The organism is Ruegeria sp. O4 (assembly GCF_056535125.1).
The window spans coordinates 135,963-153,828 of sequence record NZ_JBQERO010000007.1 but is presented as its reverse complement, the minus strand read 5'-3'; the positions used below and the strand labels follow the sequence as shown (position 1 = coordinate 153,828).

Here is a 17,866-nt window from a genome sequence, read left to right as displayed (position 1 = left end):
CCTTCATGACCTGCTCCCCCCATGGCAAGCACCTCATCGCTGGAAATTGGCTTTCAGGTGACACGTTTTTTCAGTCACAGCCCGCTTTTGGACCGTCGCACCGTTTTTCGGTGGGGCGCTTTCAGGATGTTGATGCGGCTGCAAAAGCTGCCGAAGAAGCGTTCTGGAGCTATGGTTTTTCGACCCGGGAAGACCGAGCGGCATTTCTGAATACCATCGCGGATGAGATCGAAGCCCGCGCCGAGGCAATTACTGAAATCGGCACGCAGGAAACCGGCCTGCCCGAGGCCCGTCTGCAAGGAGAGCGGGGTCGCACATCGGGCCAACTTCGCTTGTTTGCCACTCATATTCTGAGTGGTGAGTATCTGGATCGGCGCCACGACGGCCCGTTGCCAGACCGCTCGCCGCTGCCGCGCCCGGATCTGAAAATGATCCAGCGCCCTATTGGCCCTGTCGCCGTATTCGGTGCTTCGAATTTCCCTTTGGCCTTTTCAACCGCAGGCGGTGACACCGCGGCCGCCTTGGCTGCTGGGTGCCCCGTTGTCGTAAAAGGGCACAGCGCCCATCCGGGCACCGGTGAGATCATAGCCGAGGCCATACATTCTGCCATCGAACGCTGCAAAATTCATCCCGGTGTTTTCAGTCTGATTCAGGGGGGTGACCGGACAGTAGGTTCCGCTTTGGTGCAACACCCGCTGATCAGGGCTGTCGGGTTCACTGGCTCATTGGCTGGTGGTCGGGCACTGTTCGATCTGTGTGCCGCGCGTCCTGAACCAATCCCGTTTTTCGGTGAACTTGGCTCGGTCAACCCGATGTTCATTCTCGATGCTGCGCTGACGAACCGGGGCGACAACATTGCTCAGAACTGGGCTGGGTCGCTGACCATGGGCGCAGGCCAGTTCTGTACCAACCCCGGGGTCGCCGTAATGCTGGCGGGTGCAGCAGCGGACCGCTTCGCTGAGACCGCGCGAACCGCCCTGTCAGAGACACCCGCGCAAACCATGCTGACCGACGGCATCGCCGACGCTTATCGAGCCGGTCAGGCAAGGATCGCCAATATAGCAGATGTGCAGGAGGTTCTGAGCTCGATGTGTGATCAACGCACCGCGTCCCCTTACCTGTATCGCACCAATGCTGTGAACTTGCTGGCAAACGAAACCCTTGGTGAAGAGGTTTTTGGCCCGCTGGGCGTAATAGTGACCGCTGAAACGCCTGACGAAATGCGGGCCGTCGCACACAGTCTGCAAGGTCAGCTGACCTGTACCCTGCATATGGATGATGCGGACATGGACACCGCGCGTTCCCTGATGCCGATCCTCGAGCGCAAGGCCGGGCGTGTACTGGCCAATGGCTTTCCCACGGGCGTCGACGTCTGCGACAGCATGGTGCATGGCGGCCCCTACCCCGCTTCGACCAATTTCGGTGCTACTTCTGTCGGCACATTGTCGATCCGGCGGTTCTTGAGACCCGTGTGTTACCAGAACATGCCGGACGCATTGTTGCCCGAACAATTCCTCTGATCCTTCAACAACACGCTGCAAGAGCGTCAAGGCTCATCGCAAGGATAGCGATGAGCCACGTGTCCTATGCTCGAATTTACCGAAGGCTGTGCTTCGGCCTGTTCAGTTAACTTGCTAAGCGCCTACCAGTTTGCTCGACTTACGGCTCTCAGATCCATAGGTGTAAGCCTGTTGTTCACACGTTCTGACCATGTCGGAGACAATCGCCCGCATACCCGTGTGTGCCCAAGCTAGAAAACGTGGGCCAAAAAACAACTTGCTACAAATACACACCATAATGCATAAATATTGCTAGCATTTTAGAGTATTTGAATAAGAATAACACATTTCTGGGGGCAAAAATCGAGCTTGGCGCGCTTCGCGCTTACTTAGACCCGTTGGGGGAAGGGGCTCTGGTTTGGCTTGGTTAAAGATTGTGTTGGTTGTATTTGTTGTCGCGCTCATGCCGGCGCAGGCCCTTGCCAACATCGGAACAGTTATCAGCGCCAAACAAGGCGCTCAGATCATTCGCGCCGGAAACGCACAGCCTGTCATTTCAGGAATGGATGTGGTGTCGGGCGATACGATTTCTACAGACCACAGCGGTTTGGTGCAGATCGTATTTGTGGATGAAACCAAAATTGCCGTAGGCCCCAATGCGCATATGGTTTTGGATGTGACCATGCTGCGCGGCAACCGAAAGGCCAAAAGCTTTGCCGTGCAGGCCTTGGGCGGCAGCTTTCGATTCATTTCAGGCAAAAGCAGAAAAAGAGCCTATTCGATCAAGACCCCGACAGCGACAATGGCAGTTCGTGGCACAACCTTCGATATGTGGGTCGTATCACAAACCCAAAGCGCAATGCTTGTCCTGCACGGAACTGTTCAAATGTGCAGTGCACAAGGGTCTTGCAGGTCCACAGGCCGCGTGTGCAGCATGTATGCCACCGGTGGAGGCGGAACAGTCGGGCGGCCCGCTGATCAGGCACAGTACGATCAAGCACTGAAAGAGGGATTCCCATTTATTCAGTCGCAGGAAGGCCTTCTGCCTCCTTTGCAGGTACGGGTTGAGGGATGTTCTGGCGAAGGCGCGCCCGTGCAGCAGGCCAAAGTCGACAGGGCCGATTTTCGCAGAACTGCGCCCCAGCCGCGCCCAGTCAGCGTCGCAGCGCCGCCAGCACCTCCGTCAAACCCAGAGCCAGAAGTAGAACCAGAACCGGAGCTGGAAGAACCAGAACCAGAACCGGAACCGGAGCCAGAAGAACCCGAACCGGAACCGGAAGAGCCTGATCCGGAACCGGAAGAACCTGATCGAGAGGAACCAGGTCAGGAAGGTCCTGAGCAGCAAGAATCAAATAGTGAGCTGTTCCGGTAGCGTTGTCGAAAAAGCGGAAATGGTCTCACTTGTCCGGAGAACGACGTGAGCGACGAGAAGCGCAAAACCAGGACGGGGAAATGGGCGTTCCGCCTTGTCGGATTGTGTCTGATCCTTGTGGGTTGTTTCATCCGGGTCATGGATCCCTATCCGGTGCGAATGACCCGTCTGATCTATTTCGACGTTCTGCAAAGGTCATCCCCGCGTGAGTTCAATCCTGAACTCCCTGTACGAGTTGTAGATATTGACGAGGCCTCTCTGGCCAATTGGGGGCAATGGCCCTGGCCCCGAACACTGGTGGCGCAGATGGTTCAAAATCTGGGTGAATATGGCGCTGCGGCCATCGCATTTGATATGTTGTTCGCTGAGCCTGACCGGTTTTCCCCCTCACGGCTTTTGAACGATCCGTCTTTGGCAGGGGTTCTCACAGTGGAACGCCACGCTCAGAAGCTCGATAACGATGTCTTGCTTGGGATGGAAATCGCCTATTGGCCAGTCGTTCTTGGGACTGCCGCACGATTGTCGGCGGAAGGAAACCCCATCACTGCAAAAGCAGGTATCATTGAGTTCGGGGAAAATCCCGCCGCGGGTCTAATTTCAGTTCCTCATTGGACGCCAATCGCGCCCCCTTTGGACCGGACCGCTGCGGGTATTGGTGGGGTCAACGTCTCGCCCATCGGCGGAACCGGTATCATGCGCCGTGTGCCGGTTCTTTGGCGCGGGCCGGACGGGCTGTTGCCGGGTCTGTCAATTGAAGCCCTGAGAGTTGCCTTGGGTGAAACCAATATCGTAGCCGAAGGTGCGCAGGACGAAACAGGCATCATGTTGGCGGTTGAGGTCGGGGGATACCGTATACCAACGACAGAAAACGGCGAGATTTGGCTGAGATACCGGCGGGATGCGCCCGAACTGTACATCTCGGCCAGCGATATCCTCAAAAGCTCGGATGATGCGGATGTTCGGGCGGAAGTTGAGGGGCGGATCATCCTGATCGGAACGTCGGCCGCCGGTTTATTCGATATGCATCAGACAGCGCTTGGAGAGAGCGTTCCCGGCGTTTCAATTCATGCTCAGGTGCTGGAACAGGTCCTGACCAACGAAATGCTAAGCCGTTCGGACGTGACCGCAGCGCAGGAAATGCTTGCCTTCGCCTTTCTCGGGCTTGTCGTGATTGCCGTCATGTCCAGTTTTGGTGCGGTTGCATCTTTCATTGCAGGCGGTGTCGCCGCTGCCGCCGTTCTGATATTGAGTTGGCTGGTCTTTCAAAACCAGTCGGTTTTGTTCGACGCCACATTTCCGCTTATCGGTGGCATGGCCAATTTCGGGCTGCTGGCAGGGTATCTTTTCCTGTCCAGCGAACGGGAAAAGCGCAAAATCCGGAAAGTCTTTTCTCATTACGTCGCCCCGGAAATCCTTGATGAGATGGAAGCCACTGGGCATCAGCTACAATTGGGAGGCGAGACGCAGGATATCACAGTGATGTTTTCCGACATCCGGGGTTTTACACCTCTGTCTGAATCCGCATCTGCCACCGAACTGGTCTCGCTGCTGAATGCGCTTTTTTCCAGTATCGGTGACCAGATACTGGCGGAACGGGGAACCATCGACAAGTTTATCGGCGACGCCGTTATGGCGTTCTGGAATGCGCCTTTGCCTGTCGCTGACCACCCGTGCCGGGCAGCACTTGCTGCACTGAAAATGCGGCGCGCTTTGACAGAGTTCAATGCATCCGACATCATGCGAAACCGCCCCCCTATCGCGCTGGCAACGGGGCTTGCCACCGGGCAGGCCTGCGTCGGCAATATCGGCTCGCAGAAACGGTTCAACTATACGGTCATCGGCGACGTCGTGAATGTCTCAGCGCGGATCGAACAATGCTGCCGAACGGTCGACTATGACATCGTCGTTTCAAACGGTGTCCATGAAATCACGCAGGGGGATCTGGCCATGTTAGAGGCCGGGCATGTTGATCTGAAAGGCAAAGCCAACCCGGAACCCGTCTTTGTTTTGGTGGGCGATCAGGCCCTGTTGCAAACAGCGGCATTCCAGGATCTCAGGGCTGCACATGCGGAGCTGATTTTGGCGATCACAAATCGACATCCAAACAGCTTGGTCAAGACCTTGTGCCTACAGTGCGAAAATCTGGCTGAAGACATCGAGCCCGGCTTGCGTCAGTTCTACAGGGCGCTGCCCGGTCGTGCCGCTGACTTCCGGTCGAACCTACCATCCGGGCAATTTATGTTCACACGCCACAATCTTGGTTAACCAGTCACGTTTTCCGGCGCTTGCCCTCTTTGGGTCACGCTCACACCGGAACAAACTGATGCAAGACGGGCTGAAAATTATCGTTACTGTAATCTCTGTCCGTCATTCCCGAAGTAATATGCACGGTTGGGATCAAATCCGAATTGTACATCGTCACCTGGGGCAATTGCGTGCTGGCCAAACAATCGGACCGTGATTGGCACATTGCTGGTTTGCAGAATGACATTGGTATCACCGCCCAACTGCTCAACATGCGAAACGGTGCCGGCGATCGGTCCGCCGCTTTCCAGGCGGATGTCCTCCGGGCGCAGCCCCAGTTCGCGCGCATCGCCCGGGGTCAGGTTGTCCGCAGGCAGAAAATTCATGGACGGTGAACCAAGAAAGCCCGCGACAAAGCGGTTTGCTGGGTTGTTGTACAGCTCCATCGGGCTGCCGACCTGTTCCACCCGTCCGTCGCGCAGCACCACTATCTTGTCGGCCAATGTCATCGCTTCTGTCTGATCGTGCGTGACATAAATCATCGAGGCCGAGAGTTGCCTGTGCAGATTTGCGATCTCGATCCGGGTGTTCATGCGCAAAGCAGCATCAAGATTGGAGAGCGGTTCGTCGAACAGGAACAGCTTGGGTTGGCGCACGATGGCGCGACCGATGGCAACACGCTGGCGCTGCCCCCCCGACAGTTCGGATGGGTAGCGGTCAAGATAGGGCTCCAACCCCAGCATCCGGCTCGCCTCCGCGACCCGCTCGTCGATCACGGCTTTCGGCTGGCGTTCCTGTTTCAGGGCAAGGGTTAGGTTGCCGCGTACATTCAGGTGCGGATAAAGCGCGTAGCTCTGGAACACCATGGCGATGCCACGTTTCGAGGGCGGGGTCAGATTGACCTGCTCGCCAGCAATTCTGATCTCACCCGATGTGGCATCTTCAAGCCCTGCAATAACGCGCAGAAGAGTGGACTTGCCGCATCCGGAGGGGCCGACAAAAACCACAAACTCGCCGTCCTCAACCTCAAGATTGATGTCCTTCAGGACCTCTACATTGCCAAAGGATTTGTGAATGTTTTTCAGTGAAAGGGCGGTCATTGGCGGGTCTCCTCAAGAGAAACGGGTTGGCCAGTGCGGATGCTTTGATCAGCGGCCAGGCAGATGGCAAGGGATTGTACGGCGTCGGACATATGGCGGGTCAGGTCGATATCCTCGGCGATGGCGCGCAGCATATAGGCTTGTTCAGCATCGCACAGTTCCTGATGGCCGGGCTCATCAGGCATGTCGATAATCCTGTCGCCCTGCGGCGTGTGAACCAGAAGGCCACCAACCTTGGTGTGACCATCGATGTCCGCTGACGCGCCCTTGTTTCCGTCGGTGATCGAAACAGACCCGTTGGGTGACACGATGTCCTTCACGAAAAACGCGGTTTCGGACATCATCGGACCCCAACCAGCCTCGTACCACCCGACCGAACCGTCGTCGAACACGACCTGAAACTGGCCGTAATTGTACATGTCAGGCGCGATTTCATCCGACAGGCGCAGACCCATGCCATGAACGCGAAGGGGGTTTGCATCGGTGATCTGGCACATCACATCGACATAATGCACACCGCAATCCACGATGGGCGACGTGGTCTGCATCAGGGCCTTGTGCGTCTCCCACTCAGGGCCCGAGGATTGTTGATTCAGGTTCAGACGGAACACATAGGGGCCACCCAGAGTGCGAGCCTCGGCGATCAGACGCATCCAGGATGGGTGGTGGCGCAGGATGTAGCCCACGACCAGCTTACGGTTCAGACGCGCCGCTGTTTCGACCACACGCCGCGCATCGGCAACGTTGGTGGCGAGCGGTTTTTCGACAAACACATGCGCACCCGCCTCCATCGCGGCGCAGGCGTAATCCGCGTGACTGTCCGAATAGGTCGCAACCACAACCAGATCCGGTTTGGTTTCGGTCAGAGCGGCTTCAAAACTTGAATACACCGAATAGCGCGTCAGATCAGGGTGATCCACGCGGCCGGATCGGTTCACCAGCCCGACAATCTGTGCGTCCGGGTGGTGGTGATGTGCCAGCGCATGGCTCAGCCCCATATTTCCAAGGCCTGCGATCAGGACGCGGGTCATTTCACCGCTCCTGACGTGATGCCGCGGATAAGCTGTCGCGAGAAGATCACATAGAGGATCAGCACCGGCAGGATCGCCATTGAAAGGGCTGACAAGACCGCATTCCAGTCTGTCACAAACTGACCGATGAAGACCTGGCTGCCCAGCGTCAGTGTCTTGGTCTCTTCCGCAGGGGCGAGGATCAGCGGGAACCATAGATCGTTCCAGATCGGGATCATGTTGAACACGGCAACCGTTGCCATTGCCGGACGCACCAGCGGCAACACAAGCCGAAAGAAGATTGTGTATTCGCTTAGCCCGTCAATGCGGCCCGCATTCTTGAGGTCGTCACTCACCTGTTTCATGAACTCGCTGAGGATGAACACCGCCAAGGGCAGGCCCTGCGCCGTATAGACAAGGATCAGCGCCCACAGGGTGTTCACCAGCCCGGTCGCCACCATCATTTCCAGGATGGCCACAGTGCCGATGCGGATCGGGATCATGATTCCAAGCGCCAGGTACAGACCCATAAGCATGTTGCCCTTGAACCGGTACTCACTCAGCGCATAAGCCGCCATTGCGCCAAACAGCAGGACCAAAGTCAGGGATGCAACGGTCACAATCAGAGAGTTTTGGAAATAAAGGAAGAAATCCCCCTGTTTCATCACTGTCTGATACCCGATCATCGAAAAACTGTCGGCATCGGGCAGCGCCAGCGGTTCGCGAAAGATCGCCTTGCGGGTCTTGAAGCTGTTGATCAGGATCACGAAAACCGGAAACAGTGCGATCAGCGTATAGAAGATCAGTGCACCATGCATCGCGAAGGTGTTTAGCGGGTTGGAGCGGGCCTTGTTCATGTCATCTGCTCCTTACAGCTGGTACCGGCGCATCCGGGTCTGGATGCCGAAAAGGTAGACACAGACACCCAGCAGGATGATTGCAAACATCGCACCAGCGATGGCCGAACCCATATGCGGATCACCCAATTGCAGCTGGAAGCCAAAGAATGTGCGATACATGAAGGTGCCAAGAATATCGGTCGAGAAGTCAGGCCCCGCCAGAGCGCCCTGTGCAGCATAGATCAGATCGAAGGCGTTGAAATTGCCGACAAATGTCAGAATTGAGATGATCCCGATCGAGGGCAGGATCAGCGGCAGCTTGATTTTCCAAAAGGCACTTGTACCGGTGATGCCATCCACTTCCCCGGCTTCCAGGATTTCCTCGGGAATCGACAGCAAGGCCGCGTAGATCAACATCATCGGGATGCCAACGAACTGCCAGACCGAAATCAACGCCAGTGTGGTCAGGGCATATTCCTCCTTCCCCAACCACGGGGCAAAGAGGGATTTCAACCCAACCGCGTCCAGCATCGAAGGCGCGATGCCCCAGATGGGCGACAAGATCAGTTTCCATGCAAACCCGACAATCACAAAACTGAGGATTGTCGGAATGAAGATCGCCGACCGATAGAGCACCGCAAATCGCAGGCGCGGATGACTGAGAAGCGCGGCCAGCGCGATGCCGATGGGGTTCTGCACCAGCATATGGATCAGAAAGAACCAGAAATTGTTGCCCAGCGCATTCCAGAACTGTTCCGACCAGATCGGATCGAAAAACAGCGTTTGAAAGTTCTGCAGTCCAACAAAAACGCGGCTCTGGTCGACCTCAGAGTAAAGGGCCAGACGGAGCGTGTTGAACAGGGGAAAGATCATCACCGCTGTGTAGACAAGCACGGCTGGTGCCAGAAACACGACGATATGCCAGCGGATGCGGGGGCGGGTCATGGGGAGCGCTTTCAATGGAATGCCGGGCGTACCCGGGCAACTCATGCTGCCCGGGTATGGTTCAGCTTACTGATGTGGTGCGTACCACGAGGCGAGGCCCGCCTGTAGTTCTGCACCCAGCTCTTCAGGCGACTTGGCACCTTTGATCGCGGCAACGGATGCGCCCCAGGTCTCGTTCTCGAGGTTTGGTGTGCCGCGGGACAGGATTTGATAAGTCGAGCGGATGGTCGATTCACATTCTTCACGCCAACCGACGATTTCCTTGGCCAGCGGGTCCTGCAACTCGACCGGAGTGCTCGACAGCGGGAAGAAGCCGGGCAGAGCGTTGCCGAAGATTTCAGCAAACTCGGGGCTTGCGACCCAGGTCAGGAATGTTTCAGCGGCTTCAGGATTCTTTGTGGCCGCGTTCATGCCGATGCCAATATCCGTGTGGTCCGAGATATAGCAGGTGTCACCTGCGTTCTGAACCGGCGGCTTGAAAGCGCCCATTTCGAAATCGGCTTGTGCGTTGAAGCCGGAAATCTCCCATGATCCCGCAGGATAGATGGCTGCGCGGCCCAAAGTGAAGATGTTCTGGCTGTCGGGATAGGTCTGTGCTTCGTACCCATCACCCAGATACGCACCCCAACGGGCCAGCGTCGCATAAGGGGCTGTCCAGGCTTCATCGGTCAGCTTCTGTTCGCCTGCGATCAACGCCTGACGACCTTCTTCACCCTTCCAGTAGTTCGGCCCGATGTTGTTGTAGCCCATCGTGGCAGCTTCCCACTGGTCGTTGGTACCCATTGCCATTGGGATGTAAGTGCCGTCTTCCTTGATCTTGTCCAAAGCGGCAAAGAACTCGTCTTCTGTGGTCGGCACTTCGAGGCCCAACTCGGCAAAAGCGTCCTTGTTGTAGATGAAGCCGTGAATAACCGATGCCATCGGCACGCAGAAGCTGGCCGAACCGTCATCCGTCTGCCAGGCAGACTTTGCAACGTCCGAGAAGTTGTTCATCGCCTCGACCGAGGACAGATCGGTCAGGTGACCGGCCTCATAAAGCGCCAGCGAAGCATCGAAGGGGCGGCAGGTAATCAGGTCACCGGCAGACCCCGCATCAAGTTTCGAGTTCAAAACCGCGTTGTATTCTGCCGGGGCAGACGGCGTGAACTGGACTTTGATGCCAGGATGCTTTGCTTCAAAGGCCGGGATGATCTGGTCCTGCCACAGTGTCAGGTCATCGTTACGCCAGCTTTCGATAGTCAGGGTGACGTCCTCGGCATAGGCGGCAGAGGCTAACAGCGTCCCACCAAGCAAGGCCAGTTTCAGGCTATTACGTTTCATTGTACTCTCCCATTTGGTTTGCAGTTATTTATCAGGTGTCAGTGCCGCGCTCAGAACTCCGCCCGCTTCTTTCAGGCGCGCATTGGCTGCCGCCAGTGAAACGCCGCGAGCGGCGATGAGAATGGCGGATTTGGTGTCTCCTTGCGCTTCAGCCAAGGCGTTTTGGGCGGTGCCTGCATCAACTCCGGCGATCCGGGCGACGATGCCGGTCGCACGCGCCCGCAGCTTTGCGTTGTCTGCTCGCAGGTTGACCATCATGCCCTCGTGAACATGACCCAACTTGATTGCCATAAGGCTGGACAGCATGTTCAGCGCGATTTTCTGGGCTGTACCGGCGCCCATTCGGGTTGAGCCTGAAATCAGTTCAGGCGGGGTGGCAAGCAGAATCGCGTGATCGCATTGCGCCAACAGCGGGCTGCCCGGGTTGTTGGCTATCCCGATCGTGCTGGCACCCGCGGCACGCGCAAGTCGCGCGGCCTCAAGTGTATAGGGGGTGGTGCCACTGGCAGAGACAGCAATGACCGTATCGTTGCACGTAAGCACGGCCAGCCCGTCGATCAGCCCATCGGTATCGTCCTCGGTTCCACCGGGCATATGCGCGGATTGCGGCAACCCTCCGGCCATCAGGATATGGACTTGGTTTTCATCAATGCCGAAAGTACCGCCCAGTTCCATTGCATCAGCCGCAGCCATCAGCCCCGAAGACCCCGCCGCCGCGTAATACAATGAACCACCTGATGCCAGACTGCGGGCCATGGCGTCGGCACCGTCGCAAATCGCACGCAGGGCGCCCTGTGGGGCACCGGCCGCTTCCTGCTGACCCCTGGACAGGGTCAGCGCCGCCTCTTCCAGCGGTCGGTTGCCCAAATCGTATGCGTCCGGGTGGAGTTGTTCTGTGATGTGTGGCAGCACGTGTTTCTCCTCGTTGCCAGAAAGCATACCTATACAATACCATTTGTCCACTAATTTTTTTTCAGCCGCTATTGGCCTTATTTTTCAATGTATTTTCGATCTTTCTGCCCTTATTGGATTTACTTTGGCATTTACATTTCAGCATAGGCATTATATAGGTATCATCATGCTTAGGTCGAAAAACAATCCAATCATCGCAGCAGACGGCGGCGGAACAACCTGTCGGATCGCCTATGACGATGGGGAGCAGCGGCTGGTGGTCGAGGTTGGCCCCGCCAACGTCGCCAGCGATTATGACGGCGCGATTGTGCGGCTGAAAGACGGCCTGAAGATGCTTGCAACCAAGCTCAATGTTCAGCCCGACACCCTGAGACCGGTACCGGCGTATTTTGGACTGGCCGGTGTTACCGGCGAACAGATCGCCCAGCGAGTAGCCGCGGATTTGCCGTTGGACAGGATACTGGTCGAGGATGATCGTCACCCTGCGCTGGCGGGTGCGCATCAGGCAACCGATGGTGCAATCGCCCATTGCGGGACGGGTTCGTTTCTGGCCCTGCAATCGCAAGCCGGCCGACGCTTTGCCGGTGGCTGGGGCTCTGTGCTGGGGGATGAGGCTTCTGCTCAGTGGATTGGGCGCAGAGCGCTTTCCGTTACGCTGGATGCATGGGACGGGCTGGTCTCAATTTCCAACCTGACCGAGGCCTTGCTGAACGCATTTGGCAGTACAAGCGGCATTGTCGCTTTCGCGGCTGCGGCCCAACCTCATGAATTCGGCCAAATTGCGCGACAGGTGACAGCGGCGGCGAGGTCAGGGGATGAGCGGGCGGTTTCGCTTATGCACGAAGGTGCTGCGCATCTTTTGCAAGCACTGGAAGCAATGGGCTGGACCCCGGCCATGCCATTATGCCTGACCGGGGGTATTGGCCCTCACTATGAGGCGTATCTGCCGGATCGTGCGCGTGGCGCAGTAACAGAGCCCAAAGGTGCGCCTATCGACGGGGCCATCGCGTTGGCCCGGGCTTTCCAAGTGGAGCATTCGGCATGAACGCAGCATCTTTTCTGGCTTCTGACGACTGGCTCGAGAACGGTGGCGGGCCGCGCTATGTCCGGCTGCGCCAGCGGCTGGAAGAAGGCATCGACGCTGGAGTCCTTCCCCCGAATTCCTCATTACCGCCCGAGCGCGAGATCGCCGAGATCACCGGCCTGTCCAGGGTCACCGTGCGCAAGGCCATTCAGGAACTGGTGAAACAGGGCGCAATCGTACAGCGGCAGGGTTCCGGGTCTTTCGTACGGAACGCCGCGCCGAAATTGGAACAATCGCTTTCGCATCTGACGTCTTTCAGTGAGGACATGCGCCTGCGCGGTATGGAATCAACCTCCAAGTGGTTGGAACGGGGCGTTTTTCTACCATCACCCGAGGAAACGGCGGTGCTCGAGCTGCCCGCTGACGGACAGGTGGCGCGCATTTGCCGCCTGCGAGAGGCTGGCGGGCGTCCCATGGCAGTCGAACGTGCCTCTTTGCCATTGGACATTCTGCCAAACCCGCTTGCCGTGCGCGACTCACTCTATGATCTTCTGGAAGAAAACGGCTGCCGACCTGTTCGCGCCATCCAGAAGATTTCCGCCGTTAATCTAGAGGCTGAAGATGCAGCTCTGCTTGGTGTCGCCGAAGGCGCGGCGGGGTTAAGCATCCAGCGGATTTCCCATCTGGAAGGCGGGCGCGTCGCCGAGTTCACAAAATCCAACTATCGCGGCGATGCCTATGACTTTGTGGCTGAGCTGCGACTTACTCCATGATCTGCGATTCTGATGGAAAGGCTGCCCCGATGACCCCGAAAACGACCCTGATGCGTCAGGAAATCGAAGAGATCCCTGTTGCCGTCGAGCGATTGCTCAGCAATGGCGGAGATGCCCTGAGCACAGCCGCGGACGTCGCCCGGAACGGCGGGCTGAAGTTCATGATTTCGGCGGCGCGCGGCTCTTCCGACCACGCCTGTACTTTTCTGAAATACGCAAGCGAATTGCTTCTTGGCTTGCCTATGGCATCCGTCGGCCCATCGGTCGCGTCAGTGTATGGCGCTGACCTGCATGTGGCCGGGGCGCTTTGCCTTTCTGTTTCACAATCAGGAAAAAGCCCGGATATCGTGCAGCTTACGAAAAATGCCCGAAAGGCCGGGGCCAGCACCGTAGCAATCACAAATGACCCATCTTCCCCCCTTGCACTGGCGGCTGAGGCGGCTTTGCCGCTGCACGCAGGCCCCGAGCTTAGTGTAGCGGCGACAAAGACATTCGTGACCTCGCTGGTTGCCGGGCTTTGGCTACTGGCGGAACTGAAAGGCGACAAAGATCTTCTGGCTGCGCTGCGTGGCCTGCCAAAGCACCTTGATGCCGCCACACGGTGTGACTGGGGCAAAGCGGCGGCTGCCGTCACCCAAAGCTCGCTTTATACGCTTGGTCGCGGACCAAGCGTAGCGATCTCGAACGAGGCCGCGCTAAAATTCAAGGAAACCTGCCAGATCCATGCCGAAAGTTATTCCTCGGCCGAGGTGCTGCATGGCCCTGTCTCGATCGTGGAAGGCGGATTTCCGGTTATTGCCTTTGCCGCCAATGATCCCGCAGAGCCGCTGTTGGCCGAGGTTGCCGACACGCTCGCGGCCAAAGGGGCACAGGTATTTGCCACCAGCCCAATGGTCACAAAGGCCGAGGTGCTGCCTCATGTCCGCACGGATCATTGGCTGACGGACCCGGTGGCAGCTATCGTGTCCTTTTATTCAATGGTCGAGCAGGTCGCAGTACAGCGCGGGATCAACCCGGATGCGCCACGTCACCTGCGGAAAGTGACGGAAACGGTATGAGCGGCCAGGCGACCATCTACCACGGCGGGCTTGTTTATGACGGCACCAGTTTGCATGACGGTGCCGCGCTGCGGCTGGAGGCTGGCCGCATCACCGATATTGGCGTTGACGTGAAGACAAGCGCTGGCAAGCTTGTCGATCTGCAAGGCGATATTCTGGCCCCCGGCTATGTTGACCTGCAAGTGAATGGCGGTGGCGGAGTGATGTTCAACGCCGCCCCGTCTGTCGATACACTGGCACGCATCGCCAAGGCGCACCGGACGCTTGGGGCAACCTCGATCCTTCCCACCCTGATCACGGATACCGCAGCCAAGACCCGCGCCGCCATCGAAGCGGCCAAGGCGGCGGTAGCTGCGGGTATTGCGGGGATCGCTGGCCTGCATCTTGAGGGACCACATCTTTCGGTGGCTCGGAAAGGTGCCCATGATGCAGCCCTGATCCGCCCCATGGATGACGAGGACCTGACAACGCTTGTCGCGGCAGCACAAGCGCTACCCGCATTGATGCTGACGGTTGCGCCAGAAAACGTGTCAATTGCGCAGGTGAAAGCGCTGGTCTCAGCAGGTGCCGTTGTTTCGCTGGGCCACAGTGATGCGGATTATGATACCTGCCTGTCTTATGCCGAGGCCGGTGCGTCCTGCGTCACGCATCTGTTCAACGCCATGAGTCAACTGGGCAATCGATCTCCCGGGCTTGTCGGGGCGGTTCTGGCCGCGGGTCGATTAAACGCCGGGCTAATCGCCGACGGTATTCACGTTCACCCTGAAGCCATGCGCACAGCCTGGGCCGCCAAGCGGGGCCCAGGCCGGATATTTCTGGTCAGCGATGCGATGGCGCCGGCTGGCACGGACCAGCGCATGTTCGAACTGGAAGGCCGCCGCATTTCCCGCAAAGACGGGCGTTTGACACTGGCCGATGGTACTTTGGCAGGGGCTGATCTAGATTTGACCACAGCGCTGCGTGTTCTGACCACGCAAGCCGAAGTGCCGCTGGAAGTCGCATTGGCATCCGCGACGCGTATACCCGCCGAAGTAATGGGATTATCCGACGCGGGGCGCTTAACCATAGGAAAACAATGCCCGCTGATCCGCATTGCCAGAGATCTGAGCAACGTAGACGTGCTGGTTTGAACCAGCGTCATAAGACCTGCGCTGACAAAATCCTGAGTTTCTGCAACCATTAGTCAATTCACTGAACGGGAACGGATTTCAGGTAAGCAGCAATGGCCAATCGGTCTTCATCGCTTAGTTTCGAGGTGTTCTCGATGACTTCGACCATTTCGCCACCAGCGCTGTCATAATCCGGTGTGAAACCGGATTTCAGATATTCAGCGATGTCAGCCTCGGACCAGTCAAGCTGGGCGGTGGTCAAACCGGGGATGCGCCCCTTTCCATTCGGATTTGGCGCTCCGGTCAGCCATAGACCCCGCTTCAACCCTCCCAGTCCGTTTCGTGGTGTATGGCATTCTGCGCAGTGCCCCAAAGCTTCCACCAAATACCGGCCTCGGATTTGCTGGTCGGTCAGATCACCTTCAACCACCCAGCCCGAGTCTGAAAACAGAAGTTTCCACAACCCCAGCCCGCGCCGGATATTGAAAGGGAACCCAATGTCATGCGGGATATTTGCCGCGTCAGACGCAGGCAGGGTGTTCAAAAACGCATGAAGCGCCGCAACATCCTCGACCGTCATCTTGGCATAAGACGTATAGGGGAAGGCCGGGTAATAATGCTGTCCCTTGGGGCCTGTTCCGTGTTTAAGGGCATTGGCCAGATCCAGCGCGGACCATGTTCCAATTCCGGCGTCCGGATCACTGGAGATGTTTGGAGCTACAAACGTACCAAAATCCGTTTCGAACCGCCGCCCGCCGGAAAGAATAAGCTTTCCTTCCTCGCTGGCATCCGGGGCCGAGTGGCATGAGGCGCATCCTGCTGAATAGAAGACAGACGCCCCTCTGGTCACGTCGGGGGTCAGACCGGCCAACCGGGCTGGATCAACCCTTTGCGGCCGGGTCAACAGCAAACCGGCCAACCCGACCATAAGCATGACCAGAACGGCGAAAAGTAGAATGCGCCGCACTGATCAATTCTCCTTTAATTTTCCGGTGCTCTGTAAGCTTTGTGACAGGCAGAGCAGGTTCCGCCAAGCTGACCCATCGCCCCTTTCAGGGCTTCAACATCCTGACCTGCCGCAGCCTGCATCGCAACAGCGGCGTCGGCCAGTGCCTGCCCTTTGGCCCCAACATCTGCGAAGTTTTCCCAAATTGCAGGCAAGGCACGGGTAGACGGGTCTGACACATTATCCGATCCGGCTGGCCACATCGCAGACTGGTCGATCTGCGACACGACAACAATATTATTTGCGGCCCGTGTAGCCGCTTCGGCATCATATTCTGCCTCTCCCTTGGCCATGGCGCCCAGCGTTCCAAGGTTGAAAGCGTAAAGCTGCATAATCGAAGTCCGCGCTTTTACAGCCGGGTTTTCGCTATCCTGAGCAATTGCAGTTCCAACTACGGCCAAGGACAAAAGACCTGCCGCAAAGATCGAAGACTTCTTCATCATGGTGTGGCTCCCTGTTTAATGTGCCATATGATAGCTTGAACGATTTTTCTTGTAATTGTTTGTTATTCGGCCTCACTTGTTCATTTATGAACAACGACAATTGGGACGATATTCGATATGCCCTAGCCGTCAGCAAACACGGCTCGTTGAATGCGGCGGCGACAGCCCTGGGCGTTGCACATGCAACCGTCCTGCGCAGAGTTGCCGCCTTCGAACACCGATATGGCTGTGTTGTTTTTCGGAAAGACCCGTCAGGGTATACGGTTCTTCCCGAAGCCAGAAAAATTCTGTCCGCAATGGAAAGCGTTGAAGAGGCCGTGCTTTCGGTCGAACGCGCCGTTGTGGGCGCAAATCGTTCGCCTACGGGTCATGTGCGTATCGCGTCCACGGACAGCCTTTGCCAGTTTATCCTGCCACAGATACTAAACTCAATTTCCGCCCTCTATCCCAGCCTCGAACTGACGATCCTCAGCGGTAACAGCCACCATGATCTGACCAGGTTAACTGCGGATATCGTTGTCCGCCCTTCGGTTCAACTAGGTGAAGGGTTGACCGGAGAGCGCGCAGGAACGTTGCGCTTCGGGGTTTATAGTGACGGTACCCATAACCAAAGATGGATGCGGCTTGATGGGGCCCTCAGCCGTTCACTCCCGGCCAAATGGTTGGCTGAACATGTTCGTGCCGATGACATGACAAACGGAGCAGACAGTTTTCTGGTGCTTCAGCAGATGGTTGCATCCGGTGTGGGGAGAGCTTTTTTACCTGCGTTTATAGGCGACGCTGATCCCCGGCTTCATAGGTTGAACGACATTGATCCCCGAATCGAGGTTCCACTTTGGGTCGCAACGCTAGAGGAAATCGCACACACGCCAAGATTTGCGGTCGTGCAACGGGCACTGGTTGAACACCTGCCGCATGCACTGGCTGGGTGACGTCACAACTAAAGTGAATTGGTGGGTCATTTGGCGTTGAAATCTCCGGCAAGTCGTGGCGGGTGCCCTGCACCTGCAACAAGACGTCCTGCGCCGCGATGCTCAGGTTTTCACCGCCGCTCCAGATAGTCCTTACTGAACCTGTTTCGCCAAGACGTGTCAAAGGTACTTTGGGAAGGGCCAGATATGCGACACCTTGCTGCGAACGTTCCAACGCAAGTGGTGAAAAGCCCCAGAGAGAATGTGCCGCCCGTGCCATTCATCATTTACAAATATAAAC

16 protein-coding genes are annotated in these 17,866 nt (G+C 57.2%); 8 read left to right on the top strand and 8 right to left on the bottom strand.

The features are described 5' to 3' along the window. The first annotated feature begins 5 nt into the window (after nt 1–5). From ACR0J7_RS10900 to ACR0J7_RS10890, 3 genes are all read left to right on the top strand, one after another. Nucleotides 6–1,520 (top strand): aldehyde dehydrogenase (NADP(+)), encoded by a 1,515-nt coding sequence (locus tag ACR0J7_RS10900; protein WP_480914245.1) that lies wholly within the window; start codon nt 6–8, stop codon nt 1,518–1,520. A gap of 397 nt (nt 1,521–1,917) precedes the next feature. After that, on the top strand, nt 1,918–2,871 hold the full coding sequence (locus ACR0J7_RS10895) for a FecR family protein (RefSeq protein ID WP_480914242.1): 954 nt from the start codon (nt 1,918–1,920) through the stop codon (nt 2,869–2,871). 45 nt (nt 2,872–2,916) lie between these two features. Beyond that, nucleotides 2,917–5,136, top strand: coding sequence for a CHASE2 domain-containing protein (locus tag ACR0J7_RS10890; RefSeq protein ID WP_480914239.1), 2,220 nt, complete (start codon nt 2,917–2,919; stop codon nt 5,134–5,136). 83 nt (nt 5,137–5,219) lie between these two features. Here the strand turns inward: ACR0J7_RS10890 and ACR0J7_RS10885 are convergent, their stop codons facing one another. The 6 genes from ACR0J7_RS10885 to ACR0J7_RS10860 all read right to left on the bottom strand — a co-directional run bounded on the left by ACR0J7_RS10885 (nt 5,220) and on the right by ACR0J7_RS10860 (nt 11,241). Then, entirely contained in the window at nt 5,220–6,215 is a 996-nt protein-coding gene (locus ACR0J7_RS10885) for an ABC transporter ATP-binding protein (protein ID WP_480483400.1), read from the bottom strand. Continuing rightward, nucleotides 6,212–7,246, bottom strand: a complete 1,035-nt coding sequence (locus ACR0J7_RS10880; RefSeq protein ID WP_480899680.1) for a Gfo/Idh/MocA family protein — start codon at nt 7,244–7,246, stop codon at nt 6,212–6,214. Before ACR0J7_RS10880 ends, ACR0J7_RS10885 begins: the two co-directional genes overlap by 4 nt. Continuing rightward, complete coding sequence (locus ACR0J7_RS10875; protein WP_267366204.1) at nt 7,243–8,082, bottom strand: carbohydrate ABC transporter permease; 840 nt, start codon at nt 8,080–8,082, stop codon at nt 7,243–7,245. The genes ACR0J7_RS10880 and ACR0J7_RS10875 overlap by 4 nt, the downstream gene beginning before the upstream one ends. Before the next feature lie 12 nt (nt 8,083–8,094). After that, nucleotides 8,095–9,009 carry a carbohydrate ABC transporter permease gene (locus ACR0J7_RS10870; RefSeq protein WP_267366203.1) on the bottom strand — a complete coding sequence of 305 codons (915 nt, stop codon included), beginning with the start codon at nt 9,007–9,009 and terminating at the stop codon, nt 8,095–8,097. 66 nt (nt 9,010–9,075) lie between these two features. After that, nucleotides 9,076–10,329: an ABC transporter substrate-binding protein gene (locus ACR0J7_RS10865; RefSeq protein WP_267366202.1), complete on the bottom strand. Its 1,254-nt coding sequence runs from the start codon at nt 10,327–10,329 to the stop codon at nt 9,076–9,078. A 24-nt stretch (nt 10,330–10,353) separates the two neighbouring features. Continuing rightward, a complete protein-coding gene (locus ACR0J7_RS10860) occupies nt 10,354–11,241 on the bottom strand; it encodes an N-acetylmuramic acid 6-phosphate etherase (RefSeq protein WP_480832942.1) in 888 nt (295 codons plus the stop codon). A gap of 166 nt (nt 11,242–11,407) precedes the next feature. Here ACR0J7_RS10860 and ACR0J7_RS10855 point away from each other — a divergent pair, with 166 nt between their 5' ends. The 4 genes from ACR0J7_RS10855 to nagA are packed head-to-tail and all read left to right on the top strand — an operon-like array spanning nt 11,408 to nt 15,226. Further along, complete coding sequence (locus ACR0J7_RS10855; RefSeq protein ID WP_480914236.1) at nt 11,408–12,286, top strand: glucosamine kinase nucleotide-binding domain-containing protein; 879 nt, start codon at nt 11,408–11,410, stop codon at nt 12,284–12,286. Further along, the gene (locus ACR0J7_RS10850) at nt 12,283–13,038 is read left to right on the top strand and encodes a GntR family transcriptional regulator (protein ID WP_480914234.1); all 756 of its coding nucleotides are present in this window, start codon (nt 12,283–12,285) and stop codon (nt 13,036–13,038) included. Before ACR0J7_RS10855 ends, ACR0J7_RS10850 begins: the two co-directional genes overlap by 4 nt. 29 nt (nt 13,039–13,067) lie before the next feature. Continuing rightward, on the top strand, nt 13,068–14,096 hold the full coding sequence (locus ACR0J7_RS10845) for an SIS domain-containing protein (protein ID WP_480483411.1): 1,029 nt from the start codon (nt 13,068–13,070) through the stop codon (nt 14,094–14,096). Beyond that, on the top strand, nt 14,093–15,226 hold the full coding sequence (nagA, locus tag ACR0J7_RS10840; RefSeq protein ID WP_480483413.1) for an N-acetylglucosamine-6-phosphate deacetylase: 1,134 nt from the start codon (nt 14,093–14,095) through the stop codon (nt 15,224–15,226). Before ACR0J7_RS10845 ends, nagA begins: the two co-directional genes overlap by 4 nt. A 58-nt stretch (nt 15,227–15,284) precedes the next feature. Here nagA and ACR0J7_RS10835 read toward each other — a convergent pair whose 3' ends face one another. Together ACR0J7_RS10835 and ACR0J7_RS10830 are read right to left on the bottom strand one after the other, a co-directional pair. Next, the gene (locus tag ACR0J7_RS10835) at nt 15,285–16,172 is read right to left on the bottom strand and encodes a c-type cytochrome (RefSeq protein ID WP_480914231.1); all 888 of its coding nucleotides are present in this window, start codon (nt 16,170–16,172) and stop codon (nt 15,285–15,287) included. Nucleotides 16,173–16,186: 14 nt separating this feature from the next. Continuing rightward, the gene (locus tag ACR0J7_RS10830) at nt 16,187–16,654 is read right to left on the bottom strand and encodes a c-type cytochrome (protein ID WP_209597499.1); all 468 of its coding nucleotides are present in this window, start codon (nt 16,652–16,654) and stop codon (nt 16,187–16,189) included. A gap of 86 nt (nt 16,655–16,740) precedes the next feature. Here ACR0J7_RS10830 and ACR0J7_RS10825 point away from each other — a divergent pair, with 86 nt between their 5' ends. Then, a complete protein-coding gene (locus ACR0J7_RS10825) occupies nt 16,741–17,586 on the top strand; it encodes a LysR family transcriptional regulator (protein ID WP_480899690.1) in 846 nt (281 codons plus the stop codon). Nucleotides 17,587–17,866 lie beyond the last annotated feature (280 nt).

Coding starts and splice junctions, on each gene's coding strand:
- ACR0J7_RS10900 (WP_480914245.1), top strand. CDS start 6: ATGACCTGCTCCCCCCATGGCAAGCACCTCATCGCTGGAAATTGGCTT.
- ACR0J7_RS10885 (WP_480483400.1), bottom strand. CDS start 6,215: ATGACCGCCCTTTCACTGAAAAACATTCACAAATCCTTTGGCAATGTA.
- ACR0J7_RS10880 (WP_480899680.1), bottom strand. CDS start 7,246: ATGACCCGCGTCCTGATCGCAGGCCTTGGAAATATGGGGCTGAGCCAT.
- ACR0J7_RS10875 (WP_267366204.1), bottom strand. CDS start 8,082: ATGAACAAGGCCCGCTCCAACCCGCTAAACACCTTCGCGATGCATGGT.
- ACR0J7_RS10870 (WP_267366203.1), bottom strand. CDS start 9,009: ATGACCCGCCCCCGCATCCGCTGGCATATCGTCGTGTTTCTGGCACCA.
- ACR0J7_RS10865 (WP_267366202.1), bottom strand. CDS start 10,329: ATGAAACGTAATAGCCTGAAACTGGCCTTGCTTGGTGGGACGCTGTTA.
- ACR0J7_RS10855 (WP_480914236.1), top strand. CDS start 11,408: ATGCTTAGGTCGAAAAACAATCCAATCATCGCAGCAGACGGCGGCGGA.
- ACR0J7_RS10850 (WP_480914234.1), top strand. CDS start 12,283: ATGAACGCAGCATCTTTTCTGGCTTCTGACGACTGGCTCGAGAACGGT.
- ACR0J7_RS10845 (WP_480483411.1), top strand. CDS start 13,068: ATGACCCCGAAAACGACCCTGATGCGTCAGGAAATCGAAGAGATCCCT.
- nagA (WP_480483413.1), top strand. CDS start 14,093: ATGAGCGGCCAGGCGACCATCTACCACGGCGGGCTTGTTTATGACGGC.
- ACR0J7_RS10830 (WP_209597499.1), bottom strand. CDS start 16,654: ATGATGAAGAAGTCTTCGATCTTTGCGGCAGGTCTTTTGTCCTTGGCC.
- ACR0J7_RS10825 (WP_480899690.1), top strand. CDS start 16,741: ATGAACAACGACAATTGGGACGATATTCGATATGCCCTAGCCGTCAGC.